This is a genomic window from Micromonospora sp. NPDC047074, from assembly GCF_040643815.1.
Lineage (GTDB): Bacteria > Actinomycetota > Actinomycetes > Mycobacteriales > Micromonosporaceae > Micromonospora.
This window is the reverse complement of sequence record NZ_JBEYVB010000008.1, coordinates 38,500-54,268: the sequence shown is the minus strand read 5'-3', so window position 1 is coordinate 54,268 and position 15,769 is coordinate 38,500. Positions and strand designations below refer to the sequence as shown.

The following is a 15,769-nucleotide window of genomic DNA, read 5'->3' as shown; positions in this document are numbered from 1 at the left end:
GGTGGACCCACCCTCGGACCTGACACGCTATCGGCCGCCCCTGACACACCGCATCCCCAGAACCGCCAGACCTCTCCTGGGGTTCCGGTGCGGGGTCCGACACCGCACCCCTCTCCGGACCCCGCCCGCCTCGCGCCGCCAGCCACGCCCATGGTCACTGAACGGCTAGACGCATCCCAGCCCCTGGGCGTAACCGGCCGGCAACTGTCCAGCGGCGACCTTGTCGGCGATCTCCCAGAACGTCTCCGGCCAGTCACCCTGGTCGTTCATCTGGTGCAGCACCCGCCACGTGTGGCTGCTCCGCAACGCGTCGCCGGCTCGCCGGAGTGCGGCCTCGTCACCGGCCCGCTTCGCGCGTAGCCATTCGGCGATCCAGGCACAGCCGATGCGGGAGGTCACCTGGGCACCGAACTGGTAGGGGTCGTTGGGGCCGACGATCACCAGCGCGGCGACGTCGAAGTCCGGCGGAAGCGGCACGTCGGCCAGCACCTTAACCGCCTCCTCGGCCACCCGCTCCGGCGTGACGATCTCCGCCGGCAGCGCGGCCAGCCAGGTGCGCACGTCGACGCGGACGATGTGGCCGAGGGTCCGGTCGAACTCGCCGCGGCCCCAGTCGCCTGAGCTACGGAGTTCGACGAAGACACCGTCGCGGGGGCGGAGCAGGACCCCGAAGTCGCTCAAACCTTGGAAAAAGAGCTCACCCGGCCAGCCGTCGACCTCGACTCGTTTCGAGACGTTGAGGCGGAGCCGGTCGGCGCGGAAACCGTCGTAGTGGGCAGCCGGGTACCAGTTCATCTCCAACTGCCGCCCACGGTTGTCGAACCGGATGGTGCCCTGCTGCTGCGCGAACCCGTAGACGGTGACCACCCTCCACCCGGACTCGTCGATCAGCAGCCGCGGGTTACCCTCGGCGGCCTTCAGAGCCACCGGGGAGTAGACGACGGGGGCACTCGCACCGGCGGTCCCCGTGGGTGCGGCCCCAGGATCGTCCACACGGGCGCGGGGCATCGTGGCCACGGCGAGGACGATGGTGAGGACCGCAGCCGCGGTCGCCGCGCCGGCGAGGCGGCGGGCCATGCCGCGACCCACCCGACGGCGCGGTTTCGGTGCTTCGACGACGCGTTCGAGGACCGGGTCGGACATGATCTCCTCCAGCAGGGCCTGCTTCGCCCCGTCGAGGTGCCCGATGGCATCGAGGCGGTAGGGGTCGGCGTCCCGGACCATCCGGTCGAGATGCTCCTCGGTCATCTGCCCTCCTTCGGGGCGGGTGCGGTCAGGGCATCGAGTACATGTCCGGGTGGGCCGAGGTCGTCACCGACGAGGCCGCGCAGCCTCGCCCGCGCGCGCGACAGGCGGGTACGGAACGTGGCCGGGCTCACCCGGAGGACCGACGCCGCCTCGCGGGGCTCCAGCCCCTCCCAGACGGTCAGCATCAACACCTCCCGGTCCATCTCGTCCAGCCGGGCCAACGCGGCCTGGACGGCGAGCCGCTCAGGAACCTCGGTGCCGGGGTCGGCGGCGACGGCGGCCGTGATCTGTTGTCGTAGCCGCTCGCCGAGCCGCTGCCGACGCGTACCGCCGCGCTGGTGGTTGGCGAGCACCCGTCGGGCGACGCCATACAGCCACAGCCGGGCTTCGGCATCGGCCGGCAGGTCGTGTCTGCGGCGCCAGGCGACGAGGAAGGCCTCCGCGACGATGTCGGCCGCGTCCTCGGGGTGCTCGACCCGCCGCAGGGCGTACGCCAGCAGCGAGTCGAAGTTGCCGGCGTAGAAGCGTCGAAAGCGGTCCTCGTGGTACTCGGTCCCGGAGCTCACGTTCATCCCATGTCCGGCCGGGCACGAATCGTGACGGGCCCGGCCAGGAAGGTCCGGACGTCAGGAAGCGGCGAGGCGGGCGCGCAGCGCGTCGGCGGAGGCGCGTTCGCTGCGTTGCTCGGTCGCGTACGCCAGGCGGACCGCCTCCTCGGCGCTGGCCAGCGCCTCGGCGGGCCGGCCGCAGCCGGCGAGCGCCTCGGCGAGCACGGACGCGGCGACCACCTGACTGCGCACGTCCTCCGCCGGGGCGGCGACGGCCCGCCGGGCCCAGTCCAGCGCCTGCTCACACTGCCCGTGGGCGAGCAGCGCGGACGCGTACCGGGCCATGGTCTGGCGGCGCGAGAAGAGCAGCGAAGGCACGGTGGCGGCGGTGGTGGCCACCGGGGCGAGCAACCCGACGGCGGTCGCGGAGTCGCCGGCGGCCAGCCGGGCGGTGGCCAGCAGCACCCGGGGCCCCACCTGGGCGGGCGCCTGCGGGTTGTGCGGCTCGACGGCGGTCAGCACCGACCGGGCGTCCCGCTCGGCGGTCTCGCAGTCGCCCAGGTCCAGCGCCACGAACCCGCGCAGCGTGCCGGCCATCCCGGTGAGCAGCGGGTGGGACGTCCGGTCGGCGTAGGACAGCGCGTCGGTGAGCAGGTCGGCGGCGTGCTCCGGCTCGCCCAGCCCGCGTGCGACGACTCCCCGGACGACCAGCGCGAACCCGCGCCCCCAGTCGTCCGAGGCGGCGGCGAACTCCCGGTACGCCCGGCGGGCGCCCCGGTCCGCCTCGCCCAGCTCGCCCAACTCGGCCGTGGCGAACGCCTCGACCGCCCGCAACGTGCCCACCGCCCACGCCTCGCCGACCCGCTCGCCGAACGGCAGGAAGACCTGCGCCATCCGGGTCGCCTCCCGCAGCCGGCCGGCCAGCAGCCGGGCGAACGCGGTGGTGCCGCGCAGCCACGCCCGCCCGTACGGGTCCTTCAGCTCGGCGAAGAGCCGGGCGGCCCGGCCGAGCACGGCATCGGTGCCGGCGAAGTCGCCCCTGGTCGTGGTCACCCACGCCAGGTTCTGCAACGACCACGCCTGCCCCCGGCGATCCTGCGCCTGGAGGCTGACCTGGTACGACGCGGCGAGCCGGCTGCTGGCCTGCCCCAGCCGCCCGGCGATGAAGTCGGCCATGCCGAGGCGGCGCATCGCCGAGGCGCGCAGCGTCGGCAGCCCGCCCGCCGTGGCCACCTGCAACGCCTCCTGCCAGCAGGCCACCGCCCGCGCCTGGTCGCCCATGGTCTGGTGGGCCTGCCCGGCGAGCAGCAGCGCGCTGGTCCGGACGGCCGACTCGTCGCCGGCGTTGACGGCGATCTTCTCGGCGAAGGCGAGCGCGTCGGCGGGACGGCCGACCTGGAGCAGCGCCCGGGCGTGCACCACCCGGTCGGCCGCCGGCACGCCGTCGCGGGCCAGGTCGGCGGCGCGTTCGGCGTACTCCACCGCCAGCGCGGGCTCACCCGCGTGCAGCGACCGGCGGGCGGCCCCGCCGAGCGCGGCGACGCCCAGCGGCACGACGGCCCGCGCCGGGGCGTCCGGCCGCAGCCCGACCGCGTCGGCCAGCACGGCGGCCCGCTCCACGTGCTGGGCCACGAAGACGTCCCGGGCGGCCTCGGCGAACCCGCCCGGCGCCCCGCCTCCCGCCGTCGGGCCGGCCGCGGCCCACCGGGCCAGCGCCGCGTGCCGCTCGGCCAGCTCGGCCTTGCTCACCCCGGCGTACGCGGCCTCCCGCATCAGCGGGGTGGCGAAGGCGTACCCGGTGCGGGTGCGGTGCAGCATGCGGCGTTGCAGCAGCTCCTCGACGGCCCGCTCCAGCTCGACGGCGACCACCGCCGCGGGGCGGCCGTCCCGGCCGGCCCGTTGCTCGCGCAGCGCCTCCAGCGCGCCGTCCGGCACGGTGTCGCCGACCACCGCCGCGTCCCGCAGCACCGAGCGGGCCTCCGCCGGCAGCGCGTCGATGCGCGCGGCGAGCACGGCGGCGAGGTCGCGGGAGAGCAGCCGGCTGCCGAGCGAGCCGGGCACCAGGCGCCAGCCGCCCGGGCTCGGGGCGTTCCGCTCGGCGAGGGCGGTCAGCGCGCCCCGCTCCATCAGCAGGGTGACCAGCTCGGCCAGGTAGAACGGGTTGCCCTGGGCGGTGGCGAGCAGCCGGTCGGCGTCGGCCTGCGGCAGCCGGCCGCCGCTGAGGTAGCTGGTGAGCAGCCGGGCCGCATCGGCTCCGCGCAGCGGCGGCAACGCGTGCACCTCGGCGTCCGCGACCCGGGTCAGCGCCCCGGCGGTACGCACCAGCTCGGGCCGGCCGAGCAGCAGCACCAGCACCGGGCCGGTGAGCCGGGACAGGGTGACCCCGAGCGCCTGGATGGTCTCGGCGGTGGCGTCGTGCAGGTCGTCGACGACGATCACCAGGGGCGCCTCCCCGGCGAGGCCGGTGAGCAGGTCCGCGACCGCGTTCGGCACGGCGTCGGCGTCGGCGGGTTGCTGGGCGGTGCCCCACTCGCCCTGGTCGGCGGGGCCGCCGGGCAGTTCGGCGTACCCGAGCAGGGCCAGCAGTTGGTCGGTGGCGACCGGCGCCGGCTCGCCCGACCGGCTGAGTCGCTGGCCGAGCCGGCGCAGGCGTTCCTCGACGGCCGGCCGGGTGAGCGCGGTGGCGGCGTCGTTGGGCAGGCCGACCGCCGCCCGGACGAGGTCGGCCAGGGGTGCGAGCCGGCGGCGCTCGCCGAACGCGGCGCAGCGCACCGACAGCACCCGGGCGCCGGTGTGCGCGGCGTACCGGCCGGCACCCACGTCGTAGCCGGCGGCGAGGCGTTCCACCTCGGCGGCGAACCGGGACTTGCCGATCCCGGCCTCGGCGGTCATCAGCAGCACCCGGGGCTCCGCGCGGTCGATCACCTCGGCCAGCCGGCCGGCGACCCGGCCGATCTCGGTCTCCCGGCCCACGAAGGGGGCCTCGTCGCCGAGACCGGAGCGGGTGCCCGGCGCGTCCAGGAGGCCGAGCAGCTCGTACGCCTCGACGGGCTCGCGCTTGCCCTTGAGCCGCAGCGGTCGCAGCGCGCGCCAGGACGCGACGTGCCGGGTGGCGGCCGACGTGCGGGCCCCGGCGTAGACGGCGCCGACGGCGGCGGCGTCGGCCAGCCGGGCGGCGGTGTTGACGGTGTCGCCGATGACCGTGTACTCGATCGCGGCCTGGATGCCGGCGATCACGTCGCCGGTGTTGAGCCCGACCCGCAGGCCGAGCGGCGCACCGCCGCCGCGCTCGTCGTCGAGCACCCGGCGGACCGCCCGTTGCATCGACAGCGCCGCGCGGACCGCCCGCTCGGCGTCGTCCTCGTGTGCCACGGGCGCGCCGAAGACCGCCATGATCCCGTCGCCGGTGAGCTTGTCGACGTGCCCCCCGAACGTCTTCACCGCGCCGGCCAGGGCGGCGAGCACCCGGTCGGTGACCGCACCGACCCGTTCCGGGTCGAGGTCCTCCGACCAGGAGGTGAAGTCGGACAGGTCGCCGAAGAGCACGGTCACCACGCGACGCTCGGCCGCGGGCAGCGTCGCGGCGGCCGGCAGCGCGGCACCGCAGTTGTGGCAGAACCGCGCGCCCGGCACGGCTACGGTTCCGCACACCGGGCAGGTCACGCTTGCTCCAACCTCGCGGCACCTCCGCCGGATTCCCCTCCGAGGTACTCCAGCTGGGCCCGGACCGACCACTCCGCGGCCCACCACAGCGACCGGTCGACGTCGGCGTAGACCGTCGCGACCACCTCGGCGGCGGTGGTGGCGCCCCCGGCGACCGCCGCCCGGACCTGGTCGAGCCGGGCCCGGCGGTGGGCCAGGTAGAAGTCGGCCGCGACGCCGCAGTCGGCCAGCGCCGGGCCGTGCCCCGGCAGCGCCGGGATCCCCTGGTACGTCGAGAGCAGTTCCAGGCTGGTCAGGTAGTCCCCGAGGTGCCCGTCCGGATGGGCGACGACGGTGGTGCCCCGGCCCAGGATGGTGTCGCCGGTGAGGACGACCCGCTCGGCACCGTGCTCGGCCACGAAGCAGACGGAGTCGCCGGTGTGCCCGGGGGTCGGGACGAGCCGGACGTCCAGGCCGTGGTCGCCGAGGTGTTCCCCGGGCACGGTCAGCGGCTTCCCGGCGAGGGTGTGCGCCGGGTCGGCGGCGCGTACGGGCACCCCGCCGAGCAGCTCGTGCAGGCGGGGCGAGCCCTCGGTGTGGTCGGGGTGTCCGTGGGTGATCAACACGAGGCCGACCGGGCCCGCCGCGGCGATCGCCGCCAGGTGCCCCTCGTCGGCCGGGCCCGGATCGACGACGATCGCGTGCTGCTGGCCAGGGGCGCGCAGCACCCAGGTGTTGGTGCCGTCGAGCGTCATCGGCCCCGGGTTGGGGGCCCGCAGCAGCGTCACCCAGTCCGGCAACTCGCCGGCGAGCGCCGCCGCCGGCGCGGTGAAGTGGCCGGTCATGGCTGCGATCGTACGACCCCGCCCGCCACTCCCCGCGATCTTGCACTTCTGGCCCCGAATACGTCCCCGTTCACGGCTTTTGACCGGGCGGGAAGTGCAAGATCGCGGGCGGGGGCTACGAGACCTCGACGATGACCTCGACCTCGACGGGGGCGTCCAGGGGCAGCTCGGCCACGCCCACGGCGCTGCGCGCGTGACGGCCGGCCTCACCGAAGACCGCGCCGAACAGGTCGGAGGCACCGTTGATCACGCCGGGCTGGGCGGTGAACCCGGGCGCGGAGGCCACGAAGCCGGTCAGCTTGACGACCTTGACGACGTTCTCCAGGCCGACCAGCGAGTCGATCGCGGCCAGCGCGTTGAGGGCGCACCGCTGGGCCAGGTCCTTTGCCTGGTCGGCGGAGACGCCGGCGCCGACCTTGCCGGTGGCGAGCAGCTTCCCCTCGACCATCGGCAGCTGCCCGGAGACGTAGACGTGCTGCCCCGACTGGACGGCCGGCACGTAGCTGGCCACCGGCGGGACCACCTCGGGCAGCGTGTGCCCGAGCTCGGCGAGCTTCGCGTGGGGACCGTTGCTCATGCCGCCACCTCGCTGCGCCCGGCGGCGTCATGCGCCGACGCGCCGGTCAGGATGATTCGCTCGCTCATGCCTTCGGCCGCTTCAGGTAGGCGACGAGCTGCTCCGGGTTGGGGCCGGGGACCACGGAGACGAGTTCCCACCCGTCCTCACCCCAGTTGTCGAGGATCTGCTTGGTCGCGTGGACCAGCAGCGGGACCGTGGCGTATTCCCACTTCTGCATCGGTGGAGGGCTCCCTCGGACGGAGTTCGACTCTTCGACGCACAGCCTACGGTCCGGCGGACGGCCGGGGCGCGGGACGCTGCTCCGGAGGGGTCGGCGCCTCCCCGCAGGGCCCGCCGTGCTCGTACGGCTGGGGGCAGCGGGACCGGTCCGGCAGCAGCAGGTCGCAGAAGACCCGGTGCCGGTTGTTCTGGTCGTCGGTACTGGAGACCGTGGTCTCGCCCGCGTCCAGTTCGCGCAGGAAGCCCAGCGAGGTGGCGACCGTACCGGCCAGCGCGGTGGCCACCTTCAGGTCGGTGACCCGGATCGGCAGGTGGATGACGTATCCGGGCTCGTCCTCGTCCCGGCCGCCGGGGCCGGAACGGCCGGCCGCGCGCACCACGTTGACGGGCTCGGCCAGCCGCCGGTACGACCGCTCGTTCATCGGCAGGCCGCCGCCGGGCCCCTCGGCCCCGCCCACGGGGCCGGATCCGGTCCGCCGCGCCCGGTCGCTCGTTGGGAACTGTGCTCGGGGGATGTTGTCCACGTCGCGCATGCGCTGCCTCCGGACGTCGTACCTGATCACGTCATCGCCTTGCGGACCTGGCCCCCTCCGCCCGGCCCGTCCCCCGCACCGCAGAAGAACGTAGGGCCGGAGCGGCGGTCTAGCCAACAGGACGCGCACATCCGGTCACGCAAAGTCACATATGCGACACAGGCCGGGTAAGCAACCCGACGGCGCCCGCCGCCCCCCGGAGTCGAAGGCTGACCGTTACCCTTCCCGTCGGACGGGCGCTCGCCGCTTCGCCGCCAGCTCGATCACGCTCGTCGCCGCTGGGCGACGACGTCGCACCCCGGGGGACGAGATGACCCAACCACCCAGCGGCGCCGCCGGACCGTCGCCCGACCAGCCGGCCACCCCGGCCGTCCCCGACGCCCCGGCCACACCCGGCCCCCCGACAGCTCCCGACGCCCTCACCGCCCCCGGTGCCACCGCCGGCCCGGCGGGGCCGGTGGGAGCCCCCGATCCGTCGGTCCCGCCGCCCCCGGCCGGGTACCCGTACCAGCCGGCCGCCCAGGACCCGTCGTTCCCGGCCGGGCAGTCGCCGTTTCCGCCGCCCGCCGCGCCGAAGAAGAAGCGCGGCGTACTGATCGCCGCCATCGTCCTGGCCGTGCTCCTGCTGCTCTGCGCGGGCGGCGGCGTCGTGACGTTCCTGGCGCTGCGCGACGCCGAGAGCGGCGAGGGCGCCAAGGAGCCGGCGGTCGCGGTGGACGAGTTCCTCGGCGCCGTCTACCGGGACCGCGACGCGGGCAGGGCGGCCGGCCTGGTCTGTGCCTCGTCGCGGGACGAGAAGAAGATCGCCGCCAAGGTGGCGGAGGTCGAGAAGCAGGTCTCGACGTACCAGAACCCCCGGTTCCGGTGGACCAGCCCGAAGGTCGACGACCAGACCGGTGACCGCGCCACGGTCACCACCAAGGTGACCATGACCACCGCCGACGAGAAGGTCGCCGACCAGGACCTGCGGTTCACCGTGGTGAAGAAGACGGGTTGGTGGGTCTGCGAGGTCGCCTGACGCCGCCGGCTGGATAGGCTCGACGGGTGCGAGCAGCAGAGTCGCCGGCCGACCCGGCCGCTACGAGGTGGCCCGCCCGCCTCCACGTCGTGACGGGCAAGGGCGGCACCGGAAAGACCAGCGTCGCGGCGGCGCTGGCCCTGGCCCTGGCCGCCGGCGGCCGGCGCACCCTCCTGGTGGAGGTCGAGGGGCGGCAGGGCATCGCCCAGCTCTTCGGGACCGATCCCCTGCCGTACGAGGAGCGGCACCTGACCGACGCGCCCGACGGCGGTGAGGTGCGGGCCCTGGCGGTGGACGCCGAGGAGGCCCTGCTGGAGTACCTGGACATGTTCTACAAGCTCGGCGCGGCCGGCCGGGCGCTGCGCAAGCTCGGGGCGATCGACTTCGCCACCACCATCGCACCGGGCCTGCGGGACGTCCTGCTCACCGGCAAGGTGAAGGAGGCGACCACCCGCACCAACGGCCAGCGGCGCGCGTACGACGCGGTCGTGTTGGACGCGCCGCCCACCGGGCGGATCGGCCGGTTTCTCAACGTCACCGCCGAGACGGCCCGGCTGGCCAAGGTGGGCCCGATCAAGACCCAGAGCGAGGGCGTCGCCGCGCTGCTGCGCTCCCCGATCACCGCCGTGCACGTCGTGACCCTGCTCGAGGAGATGCCGGTCCAGGAGACGGTGGACGCGATCGCCGAGTTGACCCAGCTCGGCTTCCCGGTGGGGCGTGTGATCGTCAACGGCGCCCGCCCCCCGTTGCCCGCCGGCCGGGTGGTGGCCGCGGCCGAGCTGGAACAGGGTCTGCGGGCCGCCGGGCTGCCGGCCGACCGGGACACCGTCGCCGGGCTGGCCACGGAGGCCCGCGACCAGGCCATCCGCCGCGAGCTGGAGGAGACGCTGCGGGCCGACCTGGTGGAGCTGGGCACACCGCTGGTCGAGCTGCCGCTGCTGCCCGGCGGGGTGGATCGGGCCGGCCTGGACCGGCTTGCCGCCGCCCTCGTCGCGGCGGATTGACTCACACCTGATGCCGGCGCGGGGACGCAGGCCGACCCGGCCCGATACGCTCCATTGGTGCCTTCCGAAGACGCGGCGCCACAGCTGGACGTCGACCAGATCCTCGCCGATCCGGGCGTCCGGATCGTGGTGTGCTGCGGTGCGGGCGGGGTGGGAAAGACGACCACGGCCGCCGCGCTCGCGCTGCGGGCGGCGGAGCGGCACGGCCGGCGGACGGTGGTGCTCACCATCGACCCGGCCCGCCGGTTGGCCCAGTCGCTCGGGCTGACCGAGCTGGACAACACCCCCCGCCAGGTCAAGGGCATCGACGTCGAGGCCAGCGGTGGCGAGTTGCACGCCATGATGCTCGACATGAAGCGCACCTTCGACGACGTGGTGCTCCAGCACACGGATCCGGCGAAGGCGGCGGAGATCTTCGCGAACCCCTTCTACCAGGCCATGAGCTCGACCTTCGCCGGCACGCAGGAATACATGGCGATGGAGAAGCTCGGCCAGTTGCACGCCCGGGGCGAGTGGGACCTGATCGTGGTGGACACCCCGCCGTCCCGCTCGGCCCTGGACTTCCTGGACGCTCCGGCCCGGCTGTCCCGCTTCCTCGACGGGCGGATGCTGCGGCTGCTGCTGGCCCCGGCACGCACCGGCGGGCGGAGCATGTTCAGCCTGGTCACCGCCTCGTTCGGGATGTTCTCCAAGGTCGTGCAGAAGGTGCTCGGGGCCCAGTTGCTGACCGACCTCTCCGGCTTCGTCGCCGCGCTGGATTCGATGTTCGGCGGCTTCCGGCAGCGCGCCGAGCAGACGTACCGCATCCTCCAGGCGCGGGAGACGGCGTTCCTGCTGGTCGCGGCGCCGGAGCCGGACGCGGTCCGGGAGGCCGCGTATTTCGCGGGCCGGCTGCGCGCGGAGCAGATGCCGTTGGCGGGCCTGGTGCTCAACCGGGTGCACCGTCCGGCGGTGCCCGGGCTCGACGCGGCGGAGAGCCTGGCCGCCGCGGAGCGGCTGGCCGGCCTCGGTGGGCACGAGGGCACCGTCGACGTGCTGCGGGCCCACGCCGCCCTGGCCCAGCAGGCGGTACGCGAACAGCAGGTGGCGGCCCGGTTCACCGAGGCGTTCCCGGCGGTGCCGGCGGTGTCGGTGACGGCGCAGCCCGCCGACGTGCACGACGTCGACGGGCTGCGGACGATCGGCGCGGCGATCAGCCGGCCGTGACGGTGCTCAGCCGGAGGTGCTGACGAGGATCTTGTCCTTGCCGGCCTTCTCCTTGGCGTTCTTCTTCATCGCGGCCTCGAACATCTTGCGCCAGCTCGCCACCTGAGGGTGACGGCGCAGCAGCGCGCGGCGTTCGCGTTCGGTCATGCCGCCCCACACGCCGAACTCGATTCGGTTGTCCAGCGCGTCGGCCAGGCACTCGTACCGAACTGGGCAGCTCCGGCAGATCCGCTTCGCCACGTTCTGTTCGGCGCCCTGTACGAACAACGCGTCCGGGTCCCCGTTCTGACACGCCGCCAGCGACGGCCAGTCAGTGATCATGCCCATCTGTACACGTCCCCCCTTGCAGTACCTACCGACCCCGTCGCGGACCAGCCGGCATCCCCCCGGTCGCCCGGCCTGCCTTCCCCAAGGCGGCACGGACGACATGTGGCGCTGTCGCCGCCCCCATCATGCTCTGTAGTCGCCTGATTACGCAACGTTGTCGGCGAAATCCATCATTCCGGACACTCCCGGCTTCCCGGGCTTCGCGACCGCCGGTTACCCCGCCGGAGTCCGTGAAAACGCTGCGAGCCCCCTCTGCGAGGAGGAAGACTCGACGCCGGATTCACGCAACCCCGCACCGGGGGTCATGCGTTTAGCACAACGAGGTCGGCGCGCGCAGGAAATGGGGAAAGAACGCCCCGGCGCCCCTCGTTCCCTACTCGCGTACCCTGTCGAGGTGACCTGGATGCGGAAACGTGACCACAATGTCTTTACCAACGCCGCATCGCTACTCATCTGCGGCCTGTTGGCCGGTGTGGTGGTCGCAGCGGCGGCCTTCCCCGCGGTGGCGATGTCCGGGCTGGCCGCGAAGGCCGGCGCCGAGACCTTCGGCGCGCTGCCCAAGGAGCTGACGGTGGCCCGCTCGCCGCAGATCACCCACCTGGTCGCCGCCGACGGCAAGACCCCGCTGGCGACCTTGTACGACGAGAACCGCAAGGACGTCAAGCTCAAAGACGTCGCGCCCGTCATGCAGAAGGCGATCATCGCCGCCGAGGACCACGACTTCTACAAGCACAACGGCGTGGACCTGAACGGCATCGCCCGGGCCTTCGTCAACAACCAGTCCGGCGCGGCCAGCCAGCAGGGCGCCTCGACGCTGACCATGCAGTACGTCCGGCTGGCCATCGCCTACTCGGCGACCCACCCGGCGGACGTGGTCGCGGCCACCGAGGACACCAGCGCCCGCAAGCTGCGCGAGATGCGCTACGCCATCCAGATCGACAAGGAGTTCTCCAAGGACGAGATCCTGGAGCGCTACCTCAACATCGCCGCCTTCGGCAACGGCGCGTACGGCATCTACGCCGCCAGCCAGGTCTACTTCAGCAAGCCGCCGAGCAAGCTCAAGATCGAGGAAGCGGCCATGCTCGCGGGCATGGTGAAGGCGCCCAGCACCAACGACCCGACCACCAAGAGCGGCTACAAGGCGGCGGTCGAGCGGCGCGACTACGTGATCGAGAACATGGTCGAGATCGGCGCCATCACCCGCCAGGAGGCGGACGCGGCGAAGGCCGTCCAGCTCAAGATCACCGGCAAGCGGGCCCCCAACGGCTGCGTCTCGGCCAACGAGAAGGGCTGGGGCTTCTTCTGCGACTACTTCTACCGCTGGTGGATGGGGCAGGAGACCTTCGGCTCGACCTCGTACGACCGGGAGCGGCGGCTCAAGAGCGGCGGCTACACGGTGGTGACCACGCTGGAACCGCAGGCCCAGCGCGGCGCCGACAAGGCCGTCCGCAAGGCCAAGAAGGAGTCCGCCAAGGAGGCCGCCATGGTGGCGGTGGTCGAGCCGGGCACCGGCCGGGTGCGGGCGCTGGCGACGAACCGCAACTTCAAGCTCGACGACCCGAAGAAGCCGGCCAACAAGGCGCACAGCGACCCGAAGCAGCGCAAGAAGGGCAAGCGCGGCAACTACCCGAACACCGTGAACCCGCTGCTCAGCGGCGGCGACGGCATCACGGGCTACCAGGCCGGCTCGACCTTCAAGATCTTCACCATCGTGGCCGCGTTGGAGAAGGGCATCCCGCTCAGCTACACGATCAACGCCCCGCAGACATTCAAGTCGGAATACATCATCAGTAGCAGCAGCCCGGCGGCGTGCCCCGGCACCAACCTCTACTGCCCGACCAACTCCGGCAAGAAGGCCGGCGGCGTGCAGACCATGTGGAGCGCCTTCTCCTCCTCCATCAACACCTACTTCGTGCCGCTCCAGCAGCAGGTCGGCGCGGAGAACGTGGTCGACGTGGCCAAGCGGCTCGGCATCCAGTTCCGGCAGGGCCAGGACGCCGACTTCGCCAACGACAAGGAGGCCGCGCACCAGTGGGGCGCCTTCACCCTCGGCGTCTCGCAGACCACCCCGCTGGAGCTGGCCAACGCCTACGCCACCCTCGCGGCGGACGGCAAGTACTGCGAGCCCATCCCGGTGCAGGAGATCAGGGACCCGGAGGGCAAGAAGCTCGACATCGCCAACCCGCGCTGCGAGAAGCGGGTGAGCACCGAGGTGGCCCGCGCCGCCGTCGACGCCGCCCGCTGCCCGGTCGGTGACAACTCCTCCACCAGCAAGTGCGGCGGCAGCCGTACGGCCGCCGAGGTGAAGCAGGTCGTCGACGCCCCGGTGGCCGGCAAGTCCGGCACCACCGACTCGGAGAAGACCGCCGCCCTGGTCGCGATGACCAAGCAGTACGCGGTCGCCGGCATCATGGCCGACCCGGACTGGCCGCAGACCAACGTCAAGATGGGGCACAAGCAACGCGACGGCATCAACCCGCCGGTCATCGAGACGCTGCGTGACGCCATGAAGGGCAAGAAACGGATCAACTTCGAGCCCCCGGGCAAGAAGATCTCCGACGGCGACCAGCGCCGGATCCCCGACGTCAAGTGCCTCGACCCCGAGCAGGCCAAGTCCCGGATCGAGGCGGAGGGCTTCGACGCCGTCATCTCCGACATCAAGGTCGAATCGAGCTGCCCGGCCGGCAAGGCCGCCGGCACCAGCCCCGACGGCCGCACCATCAAGGGCGGCGTGGTGACCATCCAGATCAGCTCCGGCGGTGGTGCCGGCCCCGGCGGCCCGGGCGGCCCTGGTGGTCAGCCGAGCACCCCCGGCCGCCCAGGCGGACGCCCCGGCGGCTGAGCCGGCCGCACGAACCGGACGGGCGGGCACCCCACGAGGGGTGCCCGCCCGTTTCGCGTACGCGGACCGGGTGGCCGGGTGCGCGTTGCCGCGGCCGGCCTGCGGCCCGGGTCAGAGGCCGAGCTGCCGCCGTACCTCCGCGGCGACCCGGCCGCCCTCGGCCCGGCCGGCCACCGCGGCCTGGGCCGCCTTCATGGCCTGACCCATCTGCGCCTTGCCGCTGAAGCCGCCCGCGCCGAGCGCCCCCGTGACCAGCTCGGTCAGCTCGGCGTCGGAGAGCTGCTTCGGCAGGTAGCGCTCCAGCACCTCGCCCTCGGCGGTCTCCTTCGCGGCCTGCGCGGTGCGGCCGGCGTCGGCGAACGCGGTGGCCGCCTCCCGGCGCTTCTTCGACTCCCTGGTCAGCACCGCGAGCACCTCGTCGTCGGTGAGCTCGCGCTTGGCCTTGCCGGCGACCTCGGCGGTGCCGACGGCGGCGAGCGCCATCCGCAGCGTGGAGGTGGTCAGCTCGTCGCGCGCCTTGAGAGCGGCGCGCATGTCGGCGGTCAGACGGTCCTTCAGCGTGCTCATGGACGGTGAAACTACCCTGAACGCCATGCGAAAGCGCACACTATTCCGGCTCGCGACCGGGACCGTCGCCCTCGGCGCGGCGACCCTGGCGTACGCGTCCCTCGTCGAGCGCAACATGTTCACCCTGCGACGCTACGACGTGCCGGTGCTGCCAGCCGATGCCGAGCCGCTGCGCGTCCTGCACCTGTCGGACCTGCACATGATGCCCGACCAGGGGCGCAAGCAGCGCTGGGTGGCGTCGCTGGCCGCGCTCGACCCCGACCTGGTCGTGGTCACCGGCGACAACATGGCCCACCCCGGCGCCGTGCCCGGCGTGCTGCGGGCCCTCCAGCCGCTGCTCGACTACCCGGGGGCCTTCGTCTTCGGCTCCAACGACTACACCGGGCCGGTCTGGAAGAACCCGTTCACCTACTTCCTGCCCGACCGGGAGTACACGGACGGCGTCGAGCTGCCGCACGAGGAGCTGCGCGACGTCCTCGTCGGCGCCGGCTGGGCGGACCTGAACAACGCCCGCACCACCCTCAAGGCCGGTGGCCGGGTCGTCGAGCTGCTCGGGGTCGACGACCCGCACATCGAACGGGACGACTACGACTCCGTGGCCGGGCCGGTGCTGCCCACCGCCGACCTCTCGATCGCACTCAGCCACTCCCCCGAGCCCGCCGTCCTCGACCGGATGGCCGCCGACGGCTTCGGGCTGCTGCTCGCCGGGCACACCCACGGCGGCCAGGTCTGCGTACCGGGAGTCGGGGCGCTGGTGACCAACTGCGGCCTGCCCCGATCGATGGCGCGCGGCCTGCACCGCTGGCCCGGGTCCGACTCCTGGCTGCACGTCTCCGCCGGGCTCGGCACCCACCCGACCGCGCCGGTCCGGTTCGCCTGCCCGCCCGAGGCGAGCGTGCTCACCCTTATCCCCCGCTGACCGCGCCCCTGTGCTCCGCCGGGCCCCGCTCACGGCCCGGCCGGGTTCCGGGTGAGGTGCGGGACCCGTGAGGGGCCGGTACGGCGGTGGGGGTACCGAGTTTGACCGCCGAGCGGGGTGGGCTACTATTTGTCGGCACGCCTCGGGGTGTGGCGCAGCTTGGTAGCGCGCTTCGTTCGGGACGAAGAGGTCGTCGGTTCGAATCCGGCCACCCCGACCGAGGTCAGGGGCCACTCTCCATCGATGAGAGTGGCCCCTGATGCATTCGTAC

The 15,769-nt window shown here is 73.4% G+C and carries 14 protein-coding genes and 1 tRNA gene; 6 read left to right on the top strand and 9 right to left on the bottom strand.

Annotated features, from left to right (window positions below):
• Positions 1-165 precede the first annotated feature (165 nt).
• The 7 genes from ABZ809_RS14230 to ABZ809_RS14200 all read right to left on the bottom strand — a co-directional run bounded on the left by ABZ809_RS14230 (position 166) and on the right by ABZ809_RS14200 (position 7,615).
• Positions 166-1,248: a hypothetical protein gene (locus ABZ809_RS14230; RefSeq protein WP_357562891.1), complete on the bottom strand. Its 1,083-nt coding sequence runs from the start codon at positions 1,246-1,248 to the stop codon at positions 166-168.
• Positions 1,245-1,820 (bottom strand): RNA polymerase sigma factor, encoded by a 576-nt coding sequence (locus ABZ809_RS14225; protein ID WP_357562890.1) that lies wholly within the window; start codon positions 1,818-1,820, stop codon positions 1,245-1,247. Before ABZ809_RS14225 ends, ABZ809_RS14230 begins: the two co-directional genes overlap by 4 nt.
• A 54-nt stretch (positions 1,821-1,874) precedes the next feature.
• Positions 1,875-5,459, bottom strand: a complete 3,585-nt coding sequence (locus tag ABZ809_RS14220; protein WP_357562889.1) for an adenylate/guanylate cyclase domain-containing protein — start codon at positions 5,457-5,459, stop codon at positions 1,875-1,877.
• Entirely contained in the window at positions 5,456-6,283 is an 828-nt protein-coding gene (locus tag ABZ809_RS14215; RefSeq protein ID WP_357562888.1) for an MBL fold metallo-hydrolase, read from the bottom strand. The genes ABZ809_RS14220 and ABZ809_RS14215 overlap by 4 nt, the downstream gene beginning before the upstream one ends.
• Before the next feature lie 115 nt (positions 6,284-6,398).
• Positions 6,399-6,860: a RidA family protein gene (locus ABZ809_RS14210; protein ID WP_357562887.1), complete on the bottom strand. Its 462-nt coding sequence runs from the start codon at positions 6,858-6,860 to the stop codon at positions 6,399-6,401.
• A 64-nt stretch (positions 6,861-6,924) separates the two neighbouring features.
• A complete protein-coding gene (locus ABZ809_RS14205) occupies positions 6,925-7,080 on the bottom strand; it encodes a DUF4177 domain-containing protein (RefSeq protein WP_013736319.1) in 156 nt (51 codons plus the stop codon).
• Positions 7,081-7,126: 46 nt separating this feature from the next.
• Positions 7,127-7,615, bottom strand: a complete 489-nt coding sequence (locus tag ABZ809_RS14200) for a hypothetical protein (protein WP_357563033.1) — start codon at positions 7,613-7,615, stop codon at positions 7,127-7,129.
• Positions 7,616-7,925: 310 nt separating this feature from the next.
• On the opposite strand from ABZ809_RS14200, the gene ABZ809_RS14195 reads away from it, so the two are divergent.
• From ABZ809_RS14195 to ABZ809_RS14185, 3 genes are read left to right on the top strand one after another with little or no spacing between them, the layout of a single operon-like run.
• Positions 7,926-8,633 carry a hypothetical protein gene (locus tag ABZ809_RS14195; RefSeq protein WP_357562886.1) on the top strand — a complete coding sequence of 236 codons (708 nt, stop codon included), beginning with the start codon at positions 7,926-7,928 and terminating at the stop codon, positions 8,631-8,633.
• Positions 8,634-8,659: 26 nt separating this feature from the next.
• Positions 8,660-9,637, top strand: coding sequence for an ArsA-related P-loop ATPase (locus ABZ809_RS14190; RefSeq protein ID WP_357562885.1), 978 nt, complete (start codon positions 8,660-8,662; stop codon positions 9,635-9,637).
• Positions 9,638-9,691: 54 nt separating this feature from the next.
• Positions 9,692-10,843 (top strand): ArsA-related P-loop ATPase, encoded by a 1,152-nt coding sequence (locus ABZ809_RS14185; RefSeq protein ID WP_357562884.1) that lies wholly within the window; start codon positions 9,692-9,694, stop codon positions 10,841-10,843.
• Positions 10,844-10,849: 6 nt separating this feature from the next.
• On the opposite strand, the gene ABZ809_RS14180 is transcribed toward ABZ809_RS14185, so the two are convergent.
• Positions 10,850-11,170, bottom strand: a complete 321-nt coding sequence (locus ABZ809_RS14180; RefSeq protein WP_357562883.1) for a WhiB family transcriptional regulator — start codon at positions 11,168-11,170, stop codon at positions 10,850-10,852.
• Between the two features lie 403 nt (positions 11,171-11,573).
• Between ABZ809_RS14180 and ABZ809_RS14175 the strand changes: the two genes are divergently transcribed.
• Positions 11,574-14,012 carry a penicillin-binding protein gene (locus ABZ809_RS14175; protein WP_357562882.1) on the top strand — a complete coding sequence of 813 codons (2,439 nt, stop codon included), beginning with the start codon at positions 11,574-11,576 and terminating at the stop codon, positions 14,010-14,012.
• A gap of 111 nt (positions 14,013-14,123) precedes the next feature.
• Here ABZ809_RS14175 and ABZ809_RS14170 read toward each other — a convergent pair whose 3' ends face one another.
• Positions 14,124-14,579 carry a GatB/YqeY domain-containing protein gene (locus tag ABZ809_RS14170; RefSeq protein WP_357562881.1) on the bottom strand — a complete coding sequence of 152 codons (456 nt, stop codon included), beginning with the start codon at positions 14,577-14,579 and terminating at the stop codon, positions 14,124-14,126.
• A 25-nt stretch (positions 14,580-14,604) separates the two neighbouring features.
• Between ABZ809_RS14170 and ABZ809_RS14165 the strand changes: the two genes are divergently transcribed.
• A complete protein-coding gene (locus ABZ809_RS14165; RefSeq protein ID WP_357562880.1) occupies positions 14,605-15,498 on the top strand; it encodes a metallophosphoesterase in 894 nt (297 codons plus the stop codon).
• Between the two features lie 143 nt (positions 15,499-15,641).
• Positions 15,642-15,715 (top strand) — tRNA-Pro (locus ABZ809_RS14160).
• The last annotated feature ends 54 nt before the right edge of the window (positions 15,716-15,769 follow it).

Excerpts from the sequence above, each read along its gene's own strand:
- ABZ809_RS14215 (WP_357562888.1), bottom strand. The coding sequence starts at position 6,283 with ATGACCGGCCACTTCACCGCGCCGGCGGCGGCGCTCGCCGGCGAGTTG.
- ABZ809_RS14225 (WP_357562890.1), bottom strand. The coding sequence starts at position 1,820 with ATGAACGTGAGCTCCGGGACCGAGTACCACGAGGACCGCTTTCGACGC.
- ABZ809_RS14210 (WP_357562887.1), bottom strand. The coding sequence starts at position 6,860 with ATGAGCAACGGTCCCCACGCGAAGCTCGCCGAGCTCGGGCACACGCTG.
- ABZ809_RS14170 (WP_357562881.1), bottom strand. The coding sequence starts at position 14,579 with ATGAGCACGCTGAAGGACCGTCTGACCGCCGACATGCGCGCCGCTCTC.
- ABZ809_RS14230 (WP_357562891.1), bottom strand. The coding sequence starts at position 1,248 with ATGACCGAGGAGCATCTCGACCGGATGGTCCGGGACGCCGACCCCTAC.
- ABZ809_RS14200 (WP_357563033.1), bottom strand. The coding sequence starts at position 7,615 with ATGCGCGACGTGGACAACATCCCCCGAGCACAGTTCCCAACGAGCGAC.
- ABZ809_RS14175 (WP_357562882.1), top strand. The coding sequence starts at position 11,574 with ATGCGGAAACGTGACCACAATGTCTTTACCAACGCCGCATCGCTACTC.
- ABZ809_RS14165 (WP_357562880.1), top strand. The coding sequence starts at position 14,605 with ATGCGAAAGCGCACACTATTCCGGCTCGCGACCGGGACCGTCGCCCTC.
- ABZ809_RS14180 (WP_357562883.1), bottom strand. The coding sequence starts at position 11,170 with ATGGGCATGATCACTGACTGGCCGTCGCTGGCGGCGTGTCAGAACGGG.
- ABZ809_RS14195 (WP_357562886.1), top strand. The coding sequence starts at position 7,926 with ATGACCCAACCACCCAGCGGCGCCGCCGGACCGTCGCCCGACCAGCCG.
- ABZ809_RS14205 (WP_013736319.1), bottom strand. The coding sequence starts at position 7,080 with ATGCAGAAGTGGGAATACGCCACGGTCCCGCTGCTGGTCCACGCGACC.